Source organism: Vibrio bivalvicida (assembly GCF_001399455.2).
Classification (GTDB): domain Bacteria; phylum Pseudomonadota; class Gammaproteobacteria; order Enterobacterales; family Vibrionaceae; genus Vibrio; species Vibrio bivalvicida.
Genome location: NZ_LLEI02000023.1, coordinates 1 through 18,739, shown reverse-complemented (window position 1 = coordinate 18,739; position 18,739 = coordinate 1). Strand labels below are relative to the sequence as shown.

The window sequence follows — 18,739 nt, the reverse complement described above, 5'->3', positions numbered from 1 at the left end:
GATGAGTTATGGCTGCGCCAGGTGAAGCGCTAACGTCATCCGGATACATTGCCCACCACCTTACAAACCTATCGACGTATAAGTTAGGTCTTGTAGCGGAGGAAGCAAGTTTCTGGAACGTACATATCGATAGCCTGTTTTTTTCTTGGTTTACTGGTTTAATTTTCTTAGGAATATTTTACTCAGTAGCGAAGAAAACGACAGCGGGTGTACCGGGTAAGCTTCAGTGTTTTGTTGAAATGATCGTTGAATTTGTCGCGGAAAACGTCAAAGACACGTTCCATGGACGCAACCCACTGATCGCGCCTTTAGCACTGACTATCTTTTGTTGGGTATTCTTGATGAACGTGATGGACTTAGTTCCTATCGACTTCTTACCTTACCCAGCAGAGCATTGGCTTGGTATTCCTTACCTTAAGGTTGTACCGTCAGCTGATGTTAATATCACCATGGCTATGGCTCTAGGCGTATTCGCTCTGATGATTTACTACAGCATCAAAGTGAAAGGTCTAGGTGGATTCGCTAAAGAACTTGCTTTACATCCATTTAATCACCCTGTGATGATTCCGTTTAACCTATTGATTGAAGTGGTATCGCTACTTGCGAAGCCTCTATCACTTGGTATGCGTTTATTCGGTAACATGTTCGCAGGTGAGGTTGTATTCATTCTTTGTGCGGCAATGCTACCATGGTACTTGCAATGGATGGGTTCACTACCGTGGGCAATCTTCCATATCTTGGTTATTACGATTCAAGCCTTCGTGTTTATGATGTTGACAATTGTTTACCTGTCAATGGCACACGAAGACAGTGATCATTAATTTTATTTTTAAAGCTTTTTATTTGGGCAACTAGCCAACAACTATAAATTGGAGATAGTAATGGAAACTTTACTGAGCTTTTCTGCAATCGCCGTAGGTATTATCGTCGGTCTTGCTTCTCTTGGTACAGCGATTGGTTTCGCACTTCTAGGTGGTAAATTCCTTGAAGGTGCTGCACGTCAACCAGAAATGGCTCCTATGCTACAAGTTAAGATGTTCATCATCGCGGGTCTACTTGATGCGGTTCCAATGATCGGTATCGTAATCGCACTTCTATTCACTTTCGCAAACCCATTCGTTGGTCAACTAGGTTAATCACTTTTAACTCTAGGCAAACTTCGGTTTGTCATTGATTAACACTAAGTCCGAATAGAAGGGGTAGCTGTTGTGAATATGAACGCAACTCTGCTAGGTCAAGCAATCTCGTTTGCAATGTTTGTATGGTTCTGCATGAAGTATGTATGGCCACCAATCATGCAGGCGATCGAAGAACGTCAGAAGAAAATTGCTGACGGTCTGCAAGCGGCAGAACGTGCTGCTAAAGACTTGGATCTAGCACAAGCAAACGCTTCTGATCAGTTGAAAGAAGCGAAGCGCACAGCAACTGAGGTCATCGAGCAAGCGAATAAGCGTAAAGCTCAAATTCTAGATGAAGCACGTGAGGAAGCTCAGGCAGAACGCCAGAAAATCCTTACTCAAGCTGAAGCTGAACTTGAAGCAGAACGCATCCGTGCGCGTGATGAACTGCGCAAACAAGTTGCAACTCTGGCTGTAGCTGGTGCTGAGAAAATCCTTGAGCGTTCTATCGATAAAGATGCGCAAAAAGATATTCTCGACAACATTACTGCAAAACTTTAAGTCTGGGGGCGCATATGTCTGATTTGACTACAATCGCACGCCCCTATGCTAAAGCAGCCTTCGACTTTGCTGTAGATAAAGGCCAACTAGACCAATGGGGTCAAATGCTGTCTTTTGCTGCGGAAGTTGCTAACAACGAACAAATTCAAGAGCTTCTAACAGGCTCTGTCTCTGCTGAAAAGCTAGCAGAAATATTTGTTGCAGTTTGTAGTGACCAAGTTGATGCGCACGGCCAAAACCTATTAAAGGTGATGGCTGAGAATGGCCGTTTAGCGGCCCTTCCTGATGTTTGTGAACAGTACTTTGCTCTTAAACAAGAGCATGAGAAAGAGATCGATGTTGAAGTTACTTCAGCAGCAGAACTTTCTGAAGAACAACTCGCAAATATCAGCAGCAAACTTGAGCAGCGCCTAGAGCGTAAAGTAAAGCTGAATTGCAGTGTAGATGAGACCCTACTTGGTGGGGTTATAATTCGAGCCGGAGACTTAGTCATCGATAACTCAGCGCGTGGTCGTTTGAACCGCCTGAGCGATGCATTGCAGTCTTAATGGGGATTGGAGCATGCAACTTAATTCCACGGAAATAAGCGATCTAATCAAACAACGTATCGAATCTTTCGAAGTTGTTAGTGAAGCTCGCAATGAAGGTACTATCGTATCGGTAAGCGATGGTATCATTCGCATTCACGGCCTAGCGGACGTGATGCAAGGTGAAATGATTGAATTACCGGGTGGCCGTTATGCACTAGCACTTAACCTTGAGCGTGACTCGGTTGGTGCGGTTGTAATGGGCCCATATGCTGACCTTAAGGAAGGCATGAAAGTTACAGGTACTGGTCGTATTCTTGAAGTGCCAGTTGGTCCTGAACTATTAGGCCGCGTAGTAAACACGCTAGGTGAGCCAATTGATGGTAAAGGCCCAATTGACGCTAAACTTACGTCACCAGTAGAAGTGATTGCACCTGGTGTAATCGACCGTAAATCGGTTGATCAGCCAGTACAAACTGGTTATAAGTCAGTTGACTCAATGATCCCAATCGGTCGTGGTCAGCGTGAGCTTATAATCGGTGACCGTCAGATCGGTAAAACCGCGATGGCGATCGATGCAATCATCAACCAGAAAGATTCTGGTATCTTCTCTATCTACGTAGCGATTGGTCAGAAAGCTTCTACTATCGCGAACGTTGTGCGTAAACTGGAAGAGCACGGTGCACTACAAAACACTATCGTGGTTGTAGCATCTGCATCTGAATCTGCTGCACTGCAATACCTAGCTCCTTACGCTGGTTGTGCAATGGGTGAGTACTTCCGTGACCGTGGTGAAGACGCTCTGATTGTTTATGATGACCTATCTAAGCAAGCGGTAGCTTACCGTCAGATCTCTCTACTACTAAAACGTCCACCAGGCCGTGAAGCATTCCCAGGTGACGTATTCTACTTACACTCTCGTCTACTAGAGCGTGCTGCTCGTGTAAGCGAAGAGTACGTAGAACGTTTCACTAATGGTGAAGTGAAAGGTAAGACGGGTTCTTTGACTGCTCTTCCTATCATCGAAACTCAAGCTGGTGACGTTTCTGCATTCGTACCTACGAACGTAATCTCGATTACCGATGGTCAGATCTTCCTACAGTCTGAAGCCTTTAACGCGGGTGTACGCCCAGCCGTTGATCCAGGTATTTCAGTTTCTCGTGTAGGTGGTTCAGCACAGACGAAAATCATCAAGAAGCTATCAGGTGGTATCCGTACTGCACTAGCGGCTTATCGTGAACTAGCAGCATTCGCACAGTTCTCATCAGACCTTGATGAAGCAACTAAGCGTCAGCTAAGCCATGGTCAAAAAGTTACAGAACTAATGAAGCAGAAGCAGTACGCTCCTATGTCTGTATTTGATCAAGCACTAGTTATCTTCGCTGTTGAACGCGGCTACCTAGATGATGTTGAAATCAACAAGATTCTAGATTTTGAAGCGGCACTACTATCGTATGCTCGCGGTCAATACGCTGAATTTGCAGCTGAGATCGACAAGACGGGTGCGTACAACGATGAAGTTGAAGCACAGCTTAAGAAGCTGACTGATGACTTCGTGGCAACCCAAACTTGGTAATAGGTCGGTGGCAGTAATGTCACCAACTAATGGAGAGTAACGATGGCCGGCGCAAAAGAGATACGTAATAAAATCGGTAGTGTTAAAAGCACGCAGAAAATTACGAAAGCGATGGAAATGGTAGCAGCTTCGAAAATGCGTCGTAGTCAAGATGCAAGAGAAGCTTCTCGTCCATACGCTGAAACAATGCGTAAAGTGATCGGTCACGTAGCAAACGCAAATCTAGAGTACCGTCATCCGTACTTAGAAGAGCGTGAAGCGAAGCGAGTTGGTTACATCATCGTTTCTACAGACCGTGGCCTGTGTGGCGGCTTGAACATTAACGTGTTCAAAAAAGCAGTTGCTGATATGCAGGCATGGAAAGAGAAAGGTGCTGAAGTTGAACTAGCGGTAATTGGTTCTAAAGCAACAGCATTTTTCAATAACAGTGGCGCGAAAGTTGCTGCTCAGGTTTCTGGTCTTGGCGATAGCCCAAGCTTAGAAGACCTAATCGGTTCTGTAAGCGTAATGCTAAAGAAATACGATGAAGGTGAATTGGACCGTTTATACGTAGTGTACAACAAGTTTGTGAACACTATGGTTCAACAACCAACGATCGATCAATTGCTACCTTTGCCTAAATCAGACAGCGAAGAGATGCAGCGTGAGCACTCATGGGACTACATCTATGAGCCTGAACCAAAACCTCTACTAGATACACTTTTAGTGCGCTATGTAGAGTCTCAGGTTTACCAAGGTGTGGTTGAGAATCTTGCTTGTGAGCAAGCGGCTCGAATGATTGCGATGAAGGCTGCAACGGACAACGCGACCAACTTGATTGAAGATTTAGAACTTGTGTACAACAAAGCCCGTCAGGCTGCGATTACACAAGAACTATCGGAAATCGTTGGTGGTGCTGCTGCGGTTTAAGCTTAGGTTAAACGAAATAGTTTAGAGGATTAACGATGGCTACAGGTAAGATCGTACAGATCATCGGTGCGGTAGTCGACGTAGAGTTCCCACAGAGCGAAGTACCTAGTGTATATGACGCTCTAGACGTGACTGAATCAAAAGAACGCTTAGTTCTTGAAGTTCAACAACAGCTAGGCGGTGGCGTAGTTCGTTGTATCGTAATGGGTAGCTCTGATGGTTTACGTCGTGGAGTTGAAGTTGTAAACACTGGCGCTCCAATTTCAGTACCAGTAGGTACTAAGACCCTAGGTCGTATCATGAACGTTCTAGGTGACGCAATTGACGAGTGTGGTGAAATCGGTGCGGAAGAGACTTACTCTATCCACCGTGAAGCACCAAGCTACGAAGAGCAATCAAACGAGATCGCTCTACTAGAAACGGGCGTTAAAGTAATCGACCTGGTTTGTCCATTCGCTAAGGGTGGTAAAATCGGTCTATTCGGTGGTGCAGGTGTAGGTAAGACCGTTAACATGATGGAACTTATCAACAACATCGCACTACAGCACTCTGGCCTATCTGTATTTGCAGGTGTAGGTGAGCGTACTCGTGAAGGTAACGATTTCTACTTTGAAATGCAGGAAGCGGGCGTTGTAAACGTTGAGAATCCTGAAGAGTCAAAAGTAGCGATGGTTTACGGTCAGATGAACGAGCCACCAGGTAACCGTCTACGTGTTGCACTGACTGGTCTAACAATGGCTGAACGTTTCCGTGACGAAGGTCGTGACGTTCTACTGTTCGTTGATAACATCTACCGTTACACGCTTGCTGGTACTGAAGTATCAGCTCTGCTAGGTCGTATGCCTTCAGCAGTAGGTTACCAGCCAACTCTTGCAGAAGAGATGGGTGTACTGCAGGAGCGTATCACGTCAACGAAATCTGGTTCTATCACGTCTGTACAGGCGGTATATGTACCAGCCGATGACTTGACTGACCCGTCTCCAGCAACAACGTTCGCGCACTTGGATGCAACGGTAGTACTTAACCGTAACATCGCAGCAATGGGCCTATACCCTGCGATCGACCCACTAGATTCAACATCTCGTATGCTTGATCCATTGGTTGTTGGTCAAGAGCACTACGATATCGCTCGTGGCGTTCAGCAGACTCTTCAGCGTTATAAAGAGCTGAAAGATATCATTGCGATTCTAGGTATGGACGAGCTGTCTGAAGAAGATAAGCAAGTTGTATCTCGTGCACGTAAGATTGAGCGTTTCCTAACTCAGCCTTACCACGTAGCGGAAGTATTTACTGGCGACCCTGGTGTTTACGTACCTCTTAAAGAGACTCTACGTGGCTTCAAAGGTCTACTAGCTGGTGATTACGATGACATTCCAGAGCAAGCGTTTATGTACTGCGGTACGATTGACGATGCTATCGAGAATGCGAAGAAGCTATAAGGCTAACTAGGAGGCGATATGGCAGCAATAACCTTTCACCTAGACGTTGTTAGTGCAGAGAAGAAGATTTTCTCAGGCCTAGTAGAAACGTTTCAGGTGACCGGTAGCGAAGGTGAACTTGGTATTTTCCATGGTCACACTCCGCTGCTGACCGCTATCAAGCCTGGTATGGTGCGTATTGTTAAGCAGCACGGCCACGAAGAAATTCTTTATGTTTCTGGTGGTATGGTAGAAGTTCAGCCGGGTACAGCGACTGTACTGGCTGATACCGCTATCCGTGGTGAAGAGCTTGACGCAGCTAAGGCAGAAGAAGCGAAACGTCGCGCTGAGGAGAATATTCAGAATCAGCACGGTGATATGGACTTCGCTCAAGCGGCCAGTGAACTGGCTAAAGCCATTGCTCAGCTACGAGTTATCGAGCTGACAAAACAGCGTCGCTAATTCGCGACACTGTTTTAAAAGTGATAAAGGCGGTCGTAAGACCGCCTTTTTGCTTAATTTTTAACGGAAATTTTTCCTAATCAATTAACTAATCATCAGTTAGTGTCTAGAATACCTCTCAGTTTTAATACAAGTTCTAATGGGTAACGCAATGAAGTTTAGCGCAGTGATTCTGGCGGCGGGCAAAGGGACTCGCATGTATTCCAACAAACCTAAGGTTTTGCATACACTTGCTGGTAAACCTATGGCTAAACATGTTATCGATACATGTAACGGTTTAGGCGCGCAGAATATACATTTGGTCTATGGCCATGGTGGCGATCAAATGCAGGCTGAACTGAGTGCTGAGTCTGTGAATTGGGTTCTGCAAGCGGAGCAGCTAGGTACAGGCCACGCGGTGGATCAAGCTTCTTCTCAGTTCGAAGAGGATGAGAAGATCTTAGTGTTATACGGTGATGTGCCATTGATCTCTGAAGAGACGATTGAAAGTTTACTCGATGCTCAACCAACTGGTGGTATCGCGTTGCTCACCGTGGTTCTGGATAACCCAACAGGCTATGGTCGTATCGTACGTAAAAATGGCCCTGTCGTGGCTATCGTAGAGCAAAAAGATGCCACAGAAGAGCAAAAGCTAATTAAAGAGATCAATACGGGCGTGATGGTTGCGACTGGTGGGGATCTTAAGCGTTGGTTATCTGGCCTAAACAATGAAAATGCACAGGGTGAGTACTACCTGACAGATGTGATTGCTGCAGCTCACGACGAAGGCCGTGCAGTTGAAGCGGTTCACCCAGTTAATCCTATCGAAGTTGAAGGGGTTAACGACCGTGCACAACTGGCGCGCTTAGAGCGTGCGTTTCAATCGATGCAAGCACAAAAACTGTTAGAACAGGGAGTTATGTTACGAGATCCTGCGCGTTTTGACCTGCGCGGTGAGCTTCAGTGCGGTATGGATTGTGAAATTGACGCCAATGTTATTATCGAAGGCAAAGTATCCCTGGGTGATAACGTTGTTATAGGCACTGGGTGTGTGCTTAAAGATTGTGAAATCGATGACAATACATTAGTTCGCCCATATAGCGTAATTGAAGGTGCTACAGTAGGTGAAGAGTGTACCGTCGGTCCATTTACTCGCCTTCGCCCTGGTGCTGAGATGCGCAATGATTCGCACGTAGGTAACTTTGTTGAAGTGAAAAATGCATGCCTTGGTGAGGGCTCTAAAGCCAACCACCTGTCTTACTTAGGTGACGCAGAGATCGGTCAGCGCACTAACGTTGGCGCGGGTGTGATTACGTGTAACTACGATGGTGCAAATAAATTTAAAACCACAATAGGCAACGATGTGTTTGTCGGATCTGATAGTCAGCTAGTAGCTCCAGTGACAATTGCTGATGGCGCGACAGTTGGTGCAGGAACAACTTTAACAAAAGATGTCGCTGAAGGTGAGTTAGTCATCACTCGTGCTAAAGAGCGTAAGATTTCAGGTTGGCAGCGTCCAGTAAAACAAAAGTAATAGCTCTTGCTACCAATGATAATGTTACAAAGCCGCTCATAATGAGCGGCTTTGTTGTCTCTACTTGGTTGGTATTAATGACTAGGAATAGCGATGCGTTTTTCTAGCCAACGAACGGCTTGAGAGACGAAAATAATCAGCACTAAATACTCTAAGACCAGGAAGGTATAAATCTCTAATGGTAAGTACTCATTGACTACCAACTCGTTGGCACGGCGGGTTAGGTCACTTAAGCCAATCACACTGACTAATGAGCTCATTTTGAGAATATAAACAAACTGATTGCCCAATGGCGGTAAAATTTGTCGAAATGCTTGCGGCAAAATTACTAAGCGCATCTTCTGCCAGTAATTCAAACCTAGTGACTCCGCAGCTTCATGTTGGCCACGGCTGATGGCTTGAATCCCGCCGCGAAACACTTCAGCCATAAAAGCACTTTCTGCGATGGTCAGTGCTATCACCCCCGCCCAAAAATGATCGAGTGAGACGTCTAATAAAGTTGGCATTCCATAGTAGACCCAAAGTAGCAAGACGAGCACAGGAACAGAGCGCACGCATTCTACATAGATTCGGTTGATGGCACGCAGATATTTCACTGGAGAAAGCGCAGGTAACGCGATGATTAACCCGAGTGTCATGGCAAACAGCATGCTCAGCAGAGAGACTTGAATTGTGTCGCTAAACCCTGCGAGTAGAAAGCTTAAGTTGGTTTGGCCTTGCTCGGTTGTCGGGTCAAGTACGTACCAACCCCACTGATAATCTGAACAGCCGCTGAGAAGTAGCAGTGAACTAAGCAATAGATAACGAGAAGTCACATTACACCTTGTATTGACTAAAAAAATCCATTTGATGCTGCTATGTTAGCAATGAACGGGCTTAATTCGTAATAACTTTAGGGAAGATATAATGAACAAGTATATTTTAGCACTTGGATTGTGCTTATTGTCAGTGGGTCAGGTCATGGCCGAAACCAGTCGTTTACAACAAATCCTTGATAAAGGGGTGCTGCGTGTTGGTACTACAGGGGATTGGAATCCGATGACAATGAAGGATCCTGCAACCAATAGCTATCGCGGTTTTGATATTGATGTGACAACTGAGTTGGCTAAGGATCTTGGTGTAAAAGTCAAATATGTCGCGACAGACTGGAAAACATTGGTTAATGGTATTACTGCCAATAAGTACGACGTTACTGGTAGTGCCTCACTGAACATGTCGCGCGCTAAAGTAGCAGGTTACAGTCAGCCATATTTCTACTTGGCGTTTGTTCCAGTGGTGCAGAAAAAGGACTTAGACAAGTTCTCTGATTGGAGTGATTTTGACAAATCAGAAGTCAAAGTAGCGGCAACGCTGGGAACAGTACAAGAAAAGATGGTTAAAGAGTTCTTTCCGTCAGCACAGCATGTTGTTATTGAAGCACCTGCACGTGACTTCCAGGAGCTACTGGCACGCAGAGCGGATGTCTCAGTGACATCAAACGTTGAGGCGGCTACGTTGGTGGAGAAGTTCAAACAACTGGCTATCGTGCCAGTTAAAGAACCACGTAAACCGACGCCGATCGCGATGTTACTGCCACAGGATGATCAGGTTTGGATTAATTACCTCAATCACTGGGTAGAATTGAAGAAGACTCAGGGTTTCTTTAAAAAAACAGCCGAAAAATGGGCTCTGAAGAGTTTGTAAGTATTTACTAAGTTTACTGCCCTAACAAAGAGCCGCACTTTGCGGCTCTTTTACTATTTACTCATCATTGACTACGCGAGAGTTGTCAGGCGCAGTAAAGTGCTGAGACAGCTCACGATTCGAAACAACATAGCCAATCCACAGCCCTCCCATACAAATAACAATCGCGATGCCTGTTACTAGCTGTGCCTGACTTGCTATTGCAGCCACTAGAGCGCTCGATAAGCTACTGACACAAATTTGCACACTGTTTTGTAAGCCAGCGGCCGTTGCAGGGCTTCGCTGCGCGCTTGCTAGAGCACGATTGACAACGATTGGGTAAAGTGCACCGTTGGCGACAGCAATCAAACAGAAAGGTGCTAGGATCGGCCAAATGGAAGTTAGTTGCCATTGAGAAGCGATAAAGATCAGCAAAGAAGCGACACTAAACAGGCCAATCAGTTGGCGTAGTACTTTTTCGTCACCATACTTGCGGACACCGACTTTACCTAAGTAGCCACCTACCATAAATGCGATAGTTTGTGGAATAAAGCTCAAACCAATGTCTTTAGCTTCATAACCAAGCTGCGACATGATCTCCGGCATTCCTGTCAGGTAAGCAAAGAAGGCCGCCGATGCTGTGGCAAACATAAATACATTGCCAAGGTAGGTTTTTGACCCCAGTAGCAGCTTAATATCTGTCGACATGCTGGTTTGCTTAACTTCAGCTTTTTCATTTTTCTGTGCCATGGTTGCGATGACGAGCAATACACCCATTAGTGTCAGCGCTACAAAAATGCTGTGCCAACCAAAGCTATCTGCCAGTAATACACCCAACTGTGGAGCCAGCGCTGGGGACAGGGCGACCAGTGGCATGATAGTAGCGAATATTTGCTGACTGTTGCTTGAGTGACGCTTAATAACCATCGCTTGCCAGATCACTGCAGGTGCGCAGACACCAATTGCTTGCACAAAGCGTAGGGCGAGTAGCTGCCAAACTTGATCACTAAAGGCTAAGCCAAAAGAGGCGATAGTAAAAATTACCAAGCCTGCCGCTAAGGTATTACGATGACCAAACTTATCCGAGGCCAATCCCCACATAAGTTGCCCAAATGCCATACCAACCAAAAATACGGTTAATGAAAGGGCTATCTGCTCTGGGCCCGTTGCGAAATCAACTTCCATTGCTTTAAAAGCGGGCAGGTACATATCGGTGGCAATAAAGCCGAGCATTGAAAGGGCTGCGAGATAAACAAGCTGTAGTTTTGATATTTTCATGATTCAACCAATCAAATTATTTAATCATTAATTACTCAGTATCAGTTGGCGCCAACCCTGATTTATTTACCATGCCATTCTATTTTTCGATTTTTAGAAAATAAAACGTTAAAATTGTTGGTTATCAATCAAAAATATTGAACGGTTGTCCATTATGTATTCAAAGTCGTCACTTGAGATGTTAGATACCGTGGCTCGCTTGGGAAGTTTTACTGCGGCAGCAGAGGTGCTACACAAAGTGCCTTCAGCTATCAGCTATGGTGTACGTCAGGTCGAGCAAGAGTTGGACGTAATATTGTTTCGTCGTTTGCCACGGAAAGTTGAGCTTACTCCGGCTGGTGAACTATTTATCGCCGAAGCGCGACTATTACTAAGACAGATGGAAGAACTTAAGGTACAAACTAAACGTGCTGCTCATGGTTGGCAGTCAACCCTTAAGCTAACTTTGGATAATGTAGTGAAGCTCGATAAGTTAAAGCCACTGGTTGAAGACTTTTATCGTGAGTTTGAGTTTGCTGAGTTACAAATAAACATGGAAGTTTTTAATGGATCTTGGGAGGCGATAGCGCAGGAGCGAGCCGATATTGTCATCGGTGCAACATCTGCGATTCCAGTCGGCGGAGATTTTGAGGTCAGAGATATGGGCGTACTGGATTGGGCATTTGTTATGTCTCCGGCACACCCTTGTGTTCGTCAGCAAAACTTAAGCGAAGAGTTTGTCAGCCAGTTCCCTGCCATCTGTCTTGATGATACTTCCAGTGTTCTGCCTAAGCGTCACACTGGGCATTATCCGCAGCAGCGGCGCTTGTTGCTGCCCAATTGGTATAGTGCAATTGAGTGTCTTAAGAATGGCGTTGGGGTTGGCTATATGCCTCGACACATCGCGATGTCGTTGATTCTTGATGGGGTGCTGGTGGAGAAAACACTGCCAGATGAAAAGCCGATCAGCCAATGCTGTTTAGTTTGGCGTAAGGATGATAATCACAAACTTATTCAGTGGATGGTAGATTACTTAGGCTCTTCCAATCAGCTCCATCACGACTGGTTAAAGCACTAAAGAAACGCCAGCATAATGCTGGCGTTGTTTGACTTGATAGCCGCTTAAGGGCGTTCAAAGACGGTTGCGATCCCCTGACCTAAACCGATACACATGGTGGCCAGGCCATATTTTGCGTCTTTGGCTTCCATTAAGTTGATAAGCGTCGTTGAGATGCGCGACCCAGAACAACCTAGCGGGTGACCAAGAGCGATGGCACCACCGTTAAGGTTGACCTTCTCGTCCATCACTTCCAGTAAACCTAGGTCTTTAGCACAAGGTAAAGATTGAGCGGCAAAGGCTTCATTTAGCTCTACCACATCCATATCTTCGATAGAAAGGCCTGCGCGCTTGAGTGCTTTCTGCGTTGCTGGTACAGGGCCGTAACCCATGATGGATGGATCGCAACCCGCAATCGCCATTCCTTTGATACGTGCACGAATTGGCAAACCAAGTTCATTGGCTTTGTCTTCGCTCATAATCAGCATTGCTGATGCGCCGTCTGAAAGAGCTGATGACGTACCTGCCGTGACTGTTCCGTTTGCAGGATCAAATACCGGACGAAGCTGAGATAGGCCTTCTACCGAGGTTTCCGGACGGATGACTTCATCATGATCGAGAGTGAATAGGGTTCCGTCTGCTGCATGCCCTTCAATCGGTAGGATTTCATTTTTAAAACGACCTTCTACCGTTGCGGCATGAGCACGTGCATGAGAACGCGCGGCAAACTCATCTTGCTGCTCGCGGCTGATACCGTGCAGCTTGCCAAGCATTTCTGCGGTTAAACCCATCATACCCGCAGCTTTTGCCACATTCTTTGACATGCCAGGGTGGAAATCCACACCATGATTCATAGGAACATGTCCCATGTGCTCAACACCACCAATGAGACAGATTTCTGCATCTCCAGTCATGATAGCGCGAGTACCATCGTGCAACGCCTGCATTGACGAACCACATAAACGGTTCACGGTTACCGCACCAATTTCAATCGGTAAGCCTGCTAGTAGTGCTGCATTACGTGCGACGTTAAAACCTTGTTCTAAAGTTTGTTGTACACAGCCCCAGTAGATATCTTCGATCTCACTTGGGTTGACCTGTGGGTTACGCGCAAGAATCCCTTTCATTAGGTGAGCAGAAAGATCTTCAGCGCGAGTATGACGGAAAGCCCCACCTTTAGAGCGTCCCATCGGTGTACGTAGGCAATCTACTACGACAACGTTTTTAGTTTGATTAGTCATTTGGGAATCTCCTTAGATAGAACCTTGTTGCTGAGCACCATAGAAGCTCTGGCCTTTTTCAGCCATATCAATCAGCAATTGTGGTACTTGGTACATAGCGCCTAGATCTGAGTATTGGTTGGCCATTGCGACAAACTCGGCAATACCTATGCTATCTAAGTAACGGAAAACGCCACCTCGGAATGGAGGGAAGCCCAGACCATAAACTAAAGCCATATCTGCTTCTTGAGGAGAGGCGATGATGTTTTCTTGCAGACACAAGACAACTTCATTGATCATCGGAATCATCATGCGTTGGATGATGGTTTGATCATCGAACTCTTGTTTTTCAGCACAAACGTCGGCGAGTACCGGCAGAATATCTTCACTGAATGTCTTCTTCGGTTTACCTTTTCTGTCTAAAGCGTAACTATAGAAGCCGCTGCCATTTTTCTGACCATACTTGTCTGCTTCAAACAGGGCATCAATCGCGTCACGACCCTGTTTGCCCATGCGCTCTGGGAAACCTTGAGCCATTACCGCTTGGGCATGGTGAGCGGTATCAATACCGACTACATCTAGCAGATAGGCAGGTCCCATTGGCCAGCCAAATTTACGCTCCATGACTTTGTCTATTTTAGTGAAATCAGCGCCGTCACGTAGCAACATGCTGAAGCCACCAAAGTAAGGGAAGAGTACGCGGTTGACGAAGAATCCCGGGCAGTCATTTACTACGATTGGCGATTTACCCATTTTCGCTGCGTAAGCGACTACGCGGTTGATGGTTTCATCTGAGGAGTGTTCACCACGGATGATCTCTACTAAAGGCATGCGATGTACTGGGTTGAAGAAATGCATACCACAGAAGTTTTCAGGTCGCTTGAGTGATTTAGCCAGCAGATTGATCGGGATGGTCGATGTATTTGAGGTAATGACGGTTTCGTCACCCACTTGTTGCTCGACTTCACTGAGTACTGCCGCTTTCACTTTCGGGTTTTCAACCACAGCTTCAACGATAACATCCGTCTCTTCGATGCCTGCGTAATGAAGGCTTGGAGTAATAGACGCTAGGATACCCGCCATCTTAAAGCCATCAATACGACCGCGAGATAGGCGCTTGTTGAGCAGTTTAGATGCTTCCGTCATACCGAGGTCTAAAGATGCTTGTGCGATATCTTTCATTAAGACAGGGACACCTTTAAGAGCCGATTGGTAAGCAATTCCGCCCCCCATGATGCCCGCACCTAATACCGCTGCACGTTGAGTGTCTTTACTCGCAGATTTAGCCGCTTGTTTAGCTAGCCCCTTAATATATTGATCGTTGAGGAACAGGCCAACGAGAGACTTAGCTTCTTCGGATTTAGCCAGCTTAACGAAATACTTGCGTTCAATATCAAGTGCTTCATTGCGAGCAAAACGAGCACCTTCCTCTATAGTCACAACAGCTGTCATAGGGGCAGGGTAGTGAGGGCCAGCCTTCTGAGCGACCAAGCCTTTTGCCATGGTAAAGCTCATCATTGATTCAAGCTTGCTGAGTGAAAGTGCCGATGTTTTTTGTTTACGGCGCTGTTTCCAATCGAGCTTTTCATTGATCGCTTGAGTCAGGGTTTTGATCGCTGAATCATACAGGGCGTCTGTGTCGACAATCGCATCGAGTAGGCCGATTTTAAGTGCTTCATCCGCTCGGCATGCTTTGCCTTGTGTAATGACTTCCATCGCGCTGTCGGCACCGATAACACGAGGTAAGCGAACACAACCACCAAAACCTGGCATGATACCGAGTTTAGTCTCTGGCAAGCCAATGCTGGTGGTTTTATCACCAATACGCATGTCGGTAGCGAGTACACACTCACAGCCGCCACCTAAAGTGTGACCTTTTAAAACTGAAAGTGTTGGTACCGGTAGGTCTTCTAACTTGTTAAAGATGCTGTTAGCAAATTGAAGCCATTGATCTAGCTCTTGTTCCTGTTTGGCAAATAGGCCCAGAAACTCAGTAATATCTGCGCCTACAATAAACGTATCTTTATCTGAAGTGAGCAGTAATCCTTTGAGAGAGCTATGAGCTTTGAGTGCGTTAAGAGCCTTATCCAGTGACTCAAGAGTAGCAAGGTCGAGCTTGTTAACAGACGCTGGGGCACAGAAGCTGAGCTCAGCGATTCCGTCTTGTAATTCCTTTACCTGTAGGGTTTCGGCTTGGTAAATCATTGTCTATCTCCATGACATACAATCTTTGGATTGCGTGTACAGCGGCTGGTTTAACAGTAACCGCTGTAAAGGAAAGTGGTGTTATAGTTATTCTGGTTTGACCAGTTGTTTTAGTTTGGACTTGCTGCTGGTTAAATTCAATACATTTTTTAAACAACTGTTTAACATTGTGCGCTCGAACAGATCTTAGGCGACGTTAAATTCGCTCTCGTGTTACACTGCGAGCACAACAAAAGATGAATCTAAACCATGAATGACCAGCCGTATTTTGTCCCTGTACAACCCACTCAGTTTGAAGAGGAGATAAAGAAAAGCATCTTTATTACCTACCTCGCACATACTCCATCAATTGCTGTAGCTAAAGCTTTCGTTGAGCAGATAAAAAACAAACATTCTGATGCGCGGCATAACTGCTGGGGGTTTGTTGCTGGCAGGCCTGACGATTCGATGAAGTGGGGTTTTAGTGATGATGGTGAGCCTTCAGGTACAGCAGGCAAACCAATACTGGCGCAGTTGGCCGGTTCTGGTGTTGGTGAGATTACTGCTGTGGTCACGCGTTACTCGGGTGGAATTAAACTTGGTACTGGTGGTTTGGTTAAAGCATATGGTGGCGGAGTGCAGCAAGCACTCAAATCTCTTCAAACAATTGAGAAAAAAATAACCACTAAGTTACTACTAGAGTTAGACTATGGGTTTATGCCCATTGCACAATCGTTGTTTCCTCAGTTTGGAGTTCAAGAGGTGAACGCTGAGTACAGTGAGTTGGTTAAAATGGTTGTCGAGATTGAACTTCGTCAAGTGGGTGATTTTACACAAACCATTATTAATAAGAGTGGCGCCAAGGTACAGGTTACCCCATTGGACATACAACAAAGATAACTAGGAAGTCGGAAGCTACGCTTCATAAATCAATCTAACCATGCAATTTCGATCCATTATTCGTATCGTCGGGCTTTTGCTCGCTCTCTTTAGTCTCTCAATGTTGGCGCCTGCTTTGGTGGCGCTTATCTATCGAGACGGCGCCGGTGTTCCTTTTGTTACCACCTTTTTTGTACTCTTGTTTTGCGGGACCTTGTGCTGGTTTCCGAATCGACGCTACAAACATGAATTAAAAGCCCGTGATGGATTTTTGATTGTTGTTCTATTTTGGACGGTACTCGGTAGCGCGGGTTCATTACCATTTCTGATCGCAGACAACCCCAATATTTCCGTCACTGATGCTTTCTTTGAGTCTTTTTCTGCTTTAACCACGACTGGAGCCACCGTTATTGTTGGCTTAGATGATTTGCCCAAAGCGATATTGTTTTATCGTCAGTTTCTACAGTGGTTTGGTGGTATGGGTATCATCGTACTTGCCGTTGCGATCTTACCGGTATTAGGTATCGGTGGTATGCAGCTTTACCGAGCAGAAATCCCAGGACCAGTAAAAGATACCAAGATGACGCCACGGATAGCGGAAACGGCTAAAGCTCTTTGGTATATTTATCTCAGTTTAACTATCGCTTGCGCTGCTGCTTTTTGGTTAGCAGGTATGACGCCGTTTGATGCGATCAGCCATAGTTTCTCAACGATTGCTATTGGTGGCTTCTCTACTCATGATGCCAGCATGGGGCATTTTGATAGTTACGCGGTTAATATGATTACTGTGGTGTTTCTATTAATTTCAGCATGTAACTACTCACTTCACTTTGCTGCCTTTGCATCTGGTGGTGTGCATCCTAAATACTATTGGAAAGACCCAGAATTTAGAGCTTTTATCTTCATTCAAGCGCTGCTGTTTGTCGTTTGTTTTCTTGTGCTGTTAAATCATCACTCATATAACTCAGTCTATGATGCTTTTGATCAAGCGCTGTTCCAAACCGTTTCGATATCCACTACAGCGGGCTTTACCACAACAGGCTTTTCAGAATGGCCGCTATTCTTACCTGTGTTGCTGCTTTTTTCTTCTTTTATCGGTGGATGCGCTGGGTCGACTGGTGGTGGCATGAAAGTGGTTCGTATCTTACTACTGACCTTGCAGGGGGTACGTGAACTCAAGCGTTTAGTTCACCCTCGTGCGGTCTATACGATTAAAGTCGGGGGCAGCTCTCTTCCTCAGCGGGTTGTCGATGCGGTGTGGGGATTCTTCTCTGCCTATGCTCTGGTTTTTGTTGTTTGTATGTTAGGTCTGATTGCCACTGGTATGGATGAGCTAAGTGCTTTCTCTGCGGTTGCGGCTACACTCAACAACTTAGGTCCGGGTCTTGGTGAAGTGGCACTTCACTTTGGGGATGTGAATGACAAGGCGAAATGGGTTCTGATTGTTTCGATGCTATTTGGACGACTGGAAATATTTACACTACTTATACTACTGACGCCGACATTTTGGCGTAGCTAAGGAGACTATGTGGCAAAGGCGCTATTTCTCTATTCAAGCCGTGAAGGTCAAACTAAAAAGATTTTTAACTATATACAGAAACAGATGCCGGGATTTGATTGTGAGCTGCTCGACCTGCATCGCATAGAGACTGTCGATTTCAGCCAATATGAGCGAGTGCTTATTGGTGCCTCTATTCGTTATGGCCACCTTAATAAAAAGCTCTATCAGTTTATTGAGCGTAACTTGTCTTCATTACAGCAGAGTAAAGTTGCTTTCTTCTGTGTGAATCTGACGGCACGTAAAGAAGACCAAGGAAAGGATACGCCTGAAGGTAGTGCCTATATAAAGACATTTCTCAAAAAGTCGCCTTGGCAACCTGAGTTGATTGGCGTATTTGCCGGTGCGCTCTATTACCCACGATATGGTTGGTTTGATAGAACAATGATTAAATTCATTATGAGTATGACGGGGGGAGAGACAGATACAAGTAAAGAGGTAGAGTATACTAACTGGGAAAAAGTGACTCTATTCGCCAATAAGTTTAAAGATATGTAAAGAAAAGGCTTACTTATAAGGCTTTTAGATCGAAATTTAATCGAACAATAAAAAAGTTAGAAAAAACTGCAAAAAGGGCTTGCCAAGAATCTTTCGATCTCTATAATGCCCCCTCGCTGACACGGCAACGCTTCAACAGAAACGCAAGCCCAGTTAGCAAGGTCAATTAGCCAAGTGGAAACGCTTGAAAAAAGTTTGAAAAAAGTGGTTGACACTAAACTTTATCTCGCTAAAATGACCGCCTCTTCCGAAGTGATGCGAATCACAAAGAAGAAAGCTCTTTAACAATATAAACCTATCAATCTGTGTGGGCACTCGTTGATGATAATCCAATTAGAAA

Annotated in this window: 18 protein-coding genes; 14 read left to right on the top strand and 4 right to left on the bottom strand. The window is 45.5% G+C overall.

Annotation, left to right across the window (positions count from 1 at the left end):
- Positions 1–8: 8 nt before the first annotated feature.
- From atpB to glmU, 9 genes are all read left to right on the top strand, one after another.
- Entirely contained in the window at positions 9–821 is an 813-nt protein-coding gene (atpB, locus tag APB76_RS08755; RefSeq protein ID WP_054963297.1) for a F0F1 ATP synthase subunit A, read from the top strand.
- Between the two features lie 60 nt (positions 822–881).
- The gene (gene atpE, locus APB76_RS08750) at positions 882–1,136 is read left to right on the top strand and encodes a F0F1 ATP synthase subunit C (RefSeq protein WP_002540812.1); all 255 of its coding nucleotides are present in this window, start codon (positions 882–884) and stop codon (positions 1,134–1,136) included.
- Positions 1,137–1,208: 72 nt separating this feature from the next.
- A complete protein-coding gene (gene atpF / locus APB76_RS08745; protein ID WP_049844521.1) occupies positions 1,209–1,679 on the top strand; it encodes a F0F1 ATP synthase subunit B in 471 nt (156 codons plus the stop codon).
- 14 nt (positions 1,680–1,693) lie between these two features.
- A complete protein-coding gene (gene atpH / locus APB76_RS08740; RefSeq protein ID WP_054963296.1) occupies positions 1,694–2,227 on the top strand; it encodes a F0F1 ATP synthase subunit delta in 534 nt (177 codons plus the stop codon).
- 13 nt (positions 2,228–2,240) lie between these two features.
- Positions 2,241–3,782, top strand: coding sequence for a F0F1 ATP synthase subunit alpha (gene atpA, locus APB76_RS08735; RefSeq protein WP_049844519.1), 1,542 nt, complete (start codon positions 2,241–2,243; stop codon positions 3,780–3,782).
- 42 nt (positions 3,783–3,824) lie between these two features.
- Positions 3,825–4,691, top strand: coding sequence for a F0F1 ATP synthase subunit gamma (gene atpG, locus APB76_RS08730; protein ID WP_049844518.1), 867 nt, complete (start codon positions 3,825–3,827; stop codon positions 4,689–4,691).
- Between the two features lie 35 nt (positions 4,692–4,726).
- Positions 4,727–6,130 carry a F0F1 ATP synthase subunit beta gene (atpD, locus tag APB76_RS08725; protein ID WP_049844517.1) on the top strand — a complete coding sequence of 468 codons (1,404 nt, stop codon included), beginning with the start codon at positions 4,727–4,729 and terminating at the stop codon, positions 6,128–6,130.
- An 18-nt stretch (positions 6,131–6,148) separates the two neighbouring features.
- Positions 6,149–6,571, top strand: coding sequence for a F0F1 ATP synthase subunit epsilon (locus APB76_RS08720; RefSeq protein ID WP_049844516.1), 423 nt, complete (start codon positions 6,149–6,151; stop codon positions 6,569–6,571).
- A gap of 151 nt (positions 6,572–6,722) precedes the next feature.
- On the top strand, positions 6,723–8,084 hold the full coding sequence (gene glmU, locus APB76_RS08715; RefSeq protein WP_054963295.1) for a bifunctional UDP-N-acetylglucosamine diphosphorylase/glucosamine-1-phosphate N-acetyltransferase GlmU: 1,362 nt from the start codon (positions 6,723–6,725) through the stop codon (positions 8,082–8,084).
- Between the two features lie 74 nt (positions 8,085–8,158).
- Here the strand turns inward: glmU and APB76_RS08710 are convergent, their stop codons facing one another.
- Positions 8,159–8,899 (bottom strand): amino acid ABC transporter permease, encoded by a 741-nt coding sequence (locus tag APB76_RS08710; RefSeq protein ID WP_054963294.1) that lies wholly within the window; start codon positions 8,897–8,899, stop codon positions 8,159–8,161.
- Between the two features lie 91 nt (positions 8,900–8,990).
- Here APB76_RS08710 and APB76_RS08705 point away from each other — a divergent pair, with 91 nt between their 5' ends.
- Positions 8,991–9,767, top strand: a complete 777-nt coding sequence (locus tag APB76_RS08705; protein WP_054963293.1) for a transporter substrate-binding domain-containing protein — start codon at positions 8,991–8,993, stop codon at positions 9,765–9,767.
- 57 nt (positions 9,768–9,824) lie between these two features.
- Here the strand turns inward: APB76_RS08705 and punC are convergent, their stop codons facing one another.
- Positions 9,825–11,024, bottom strand: coding sequence for a purine nucleoside transporter PunC (punC, locus tag APB76_RS08700; protein WP_054963292.1), 1,200 nt, complete (start codon positions 11,022–11,024; stop codon positions 9,825–9,827).
- A 154-nt stretch (positions 11,025–11,178) separates the two neighbouring features.
- On the opposite strand from punC, the gene punR reads away from it, so the two are divergent.
- Positions 11,179–12,081: a DNA-binding transcriptional activator PunR gene (gene punR / locus APB76_RS08695; protein WP_049844511.1), complete on the top strand. Its 903-nt coding sequence runs from the start codon at positions 11,179–11,181 to the stop codon at positions 12,079–12,081.
- A 44-nt stretch (positions 12,082–12,125) separates the two neighbouring features.
- Here punR and fadA read toward each other — a convergent pair whose 3' ends face one another.
- Together fadA and fadB are read right to left on the bottom strand one after the other, a co-directional pair.
- Positions 12,126–13,301, bottom strand: coding sequence for an acetyl-CoA C-acyltransferase FadA (fadA, locus tag APB76_RS08690; protein ID WP_054963291.1), 1,176 nt, complete (start codon positions 13,299–13,301; stop codon positions 12,126–12,128).
- Positions 13,302–13,313: 12 nt separating this feature from the next.
- Positions 13,314–15,485: a fatty acid oxidation complex subunit alpha FadB gene (gene fadB, locus APB76_RS08685; RefSeq protein ID WP_054963290.1), complete on the bottom strand. Its 2,172-nt coding sequence runs from the start codon at positions 15,483–15,485 to the stop codon at positions 13,314–13,316.
- 249 nt (positions 15,486–15,734) lie between these two features.
- Here fadB and APB76_RS08680 point away from each other — a divergent pair, with 249 nt between their 5' ends.
- The 3 genes from APB76_RS08680 to hemG are packed head-to-tail and all read left to right on the top strand — an operon-like array spanning position 15,735 to position 18,399.
- The gene (locus APB76_RS08680; protein WP_054963289.1) at positions 15,735–16,364 is read left to right on the top strand and encodes a YigZ family protein; all 630 of its coding nucleotides are present in this window, start codon (positions 15,735–15,737) and stop codon (positions 16,362–16,364) included.
- A 40-nt stretch (positions 16,365–16,404) separates the two neighbouring features.
- Positions 16,405–17,862 (top strand): TrkH family potassium uptake protein, encoded by a 1,458-nt coding sequence (locus tag APB76_RS08675; protein ID WP_049844507.1) that lies wholly within the window; start codon positions 16,405–16,407, stop codon positions 17,860–17,862.
- A 9-nt stretch (positions 17,863–17,871) separates the two neighbouring features.
- Complete coding sequence (gene hemG / locus APB76_RS08670) at positions 17,872–18,399, top strand: menaquinone-dependent protoporphyrinogen IX dehydrogenase (protein WP_049844506.1); 528 nt, start codon at positions 17,872–17,874, stop codon at positions 18,397–18,399.
- Positions 18,400–18,739 lie beyond the last annotated feature (340 nt).

Excerpts from the sequence above, each read along its gene's own strand:
- atpB (WP_054963297.1), top strand. The coding sequence starts at position 9 with ATGGCTGCGCCAGGTGAAGCGCTAACGTCATCCGGATACATTGCCCAC.
- atpE (WP_002540812.1), top strand. The coding sequence starts at position 882 with ATGGAAACTTTACTGAGCTTTTCTGCAATCGCCGTAGGTATTATCGTC.
- atpH (WP_054963296.1), top strand. The coding sequence starts at position 1,694 with ATGTCTGATTTGACTACAATCGCACGCCCCTATGCTAAAGCAGCCTTC.
- atpA (WP_049844519.1), top strand. The coding sequence starts at position 2,241 with ATGCAACTTAATTCCACGGAAATAAGCGATCTAATCAAACAACGTATC.
- atpG (WP_049844518.1), top strand. The coding sequence starts at position 3,825 with ATGGCCGGCGCAAAAGAGATACGTAATAAAATCGGTAGTGTTAAAAGC.
- atpD (WP_049844517.1), top strand. The coding sequence starts at position 4,727 with ATGGCTACAGGTAAGATCGTACAGATCATCGGTGCGGTAGTCGACGTA.
- APB76_RS08720 (WP_049844516.1), top strand. The coding sequence starts at position 6,149 with ATGGCAGCAATAACCTTTCACCTAGACGTTGTTAGTGCAGAGAAGAAG.
- glmU (WP_054963295.1), top strand. The coding sequence starts at position 6,723 with ATGAAGTTTAGCGCAGTGATTCTGGCGGCGGGCAAAGGGACTCGCATG.
- APB76_RS08705 (WP_054963293.1), top strand. The coding sequence starts at position 8,991 with ATGAACAAGTATATTTTAGCACTTGGATTGTGCTTATTGTCAGTGGGT.
- punC (WP_054963292.1), bottom strand. The coding sequence starts at position 11,024 with ATGAAAATATCAAAACTACAGCTTGTTTATCTCGCAGCCCTTTCAATG.
- punR (WP_049844511.1), top strand. The coding sequence starts at position 11,179 with ATGTATTCAAAGTCGTCACTTGAGATGTTAGATACCGTGGCTCGCTTG.
- fadA (WP_054963291.1), bottom strand. The coding sequence starts at position 13,301 with ATGACTAATCAAACTAAAAACGTTGTCGTAGTAGATTGCCTACGTACA.
- fadB (WP_054963290.1), bottom strand. The coding sequence starts at position 15,485 with ATGATTTACCAAGCCGAAACCCTACAGGTAAAGGAATTACAAGACGGA.
- APB76_RS08680 (WP_054963289.1), top strand. The coding sequence starts at position 15,735 with ATGAATGACCAGCCGTATTTTGTCCCTGTACAACCCACTCAGTTTGAA.
- APB76_RS08675 (WP_049844507.1), top strand. The coding sequence starts at position 16,405 with ATGCAATTTCGATCCATTATTCGTATCGTCGGGCTTTTGCTCGCTCTC.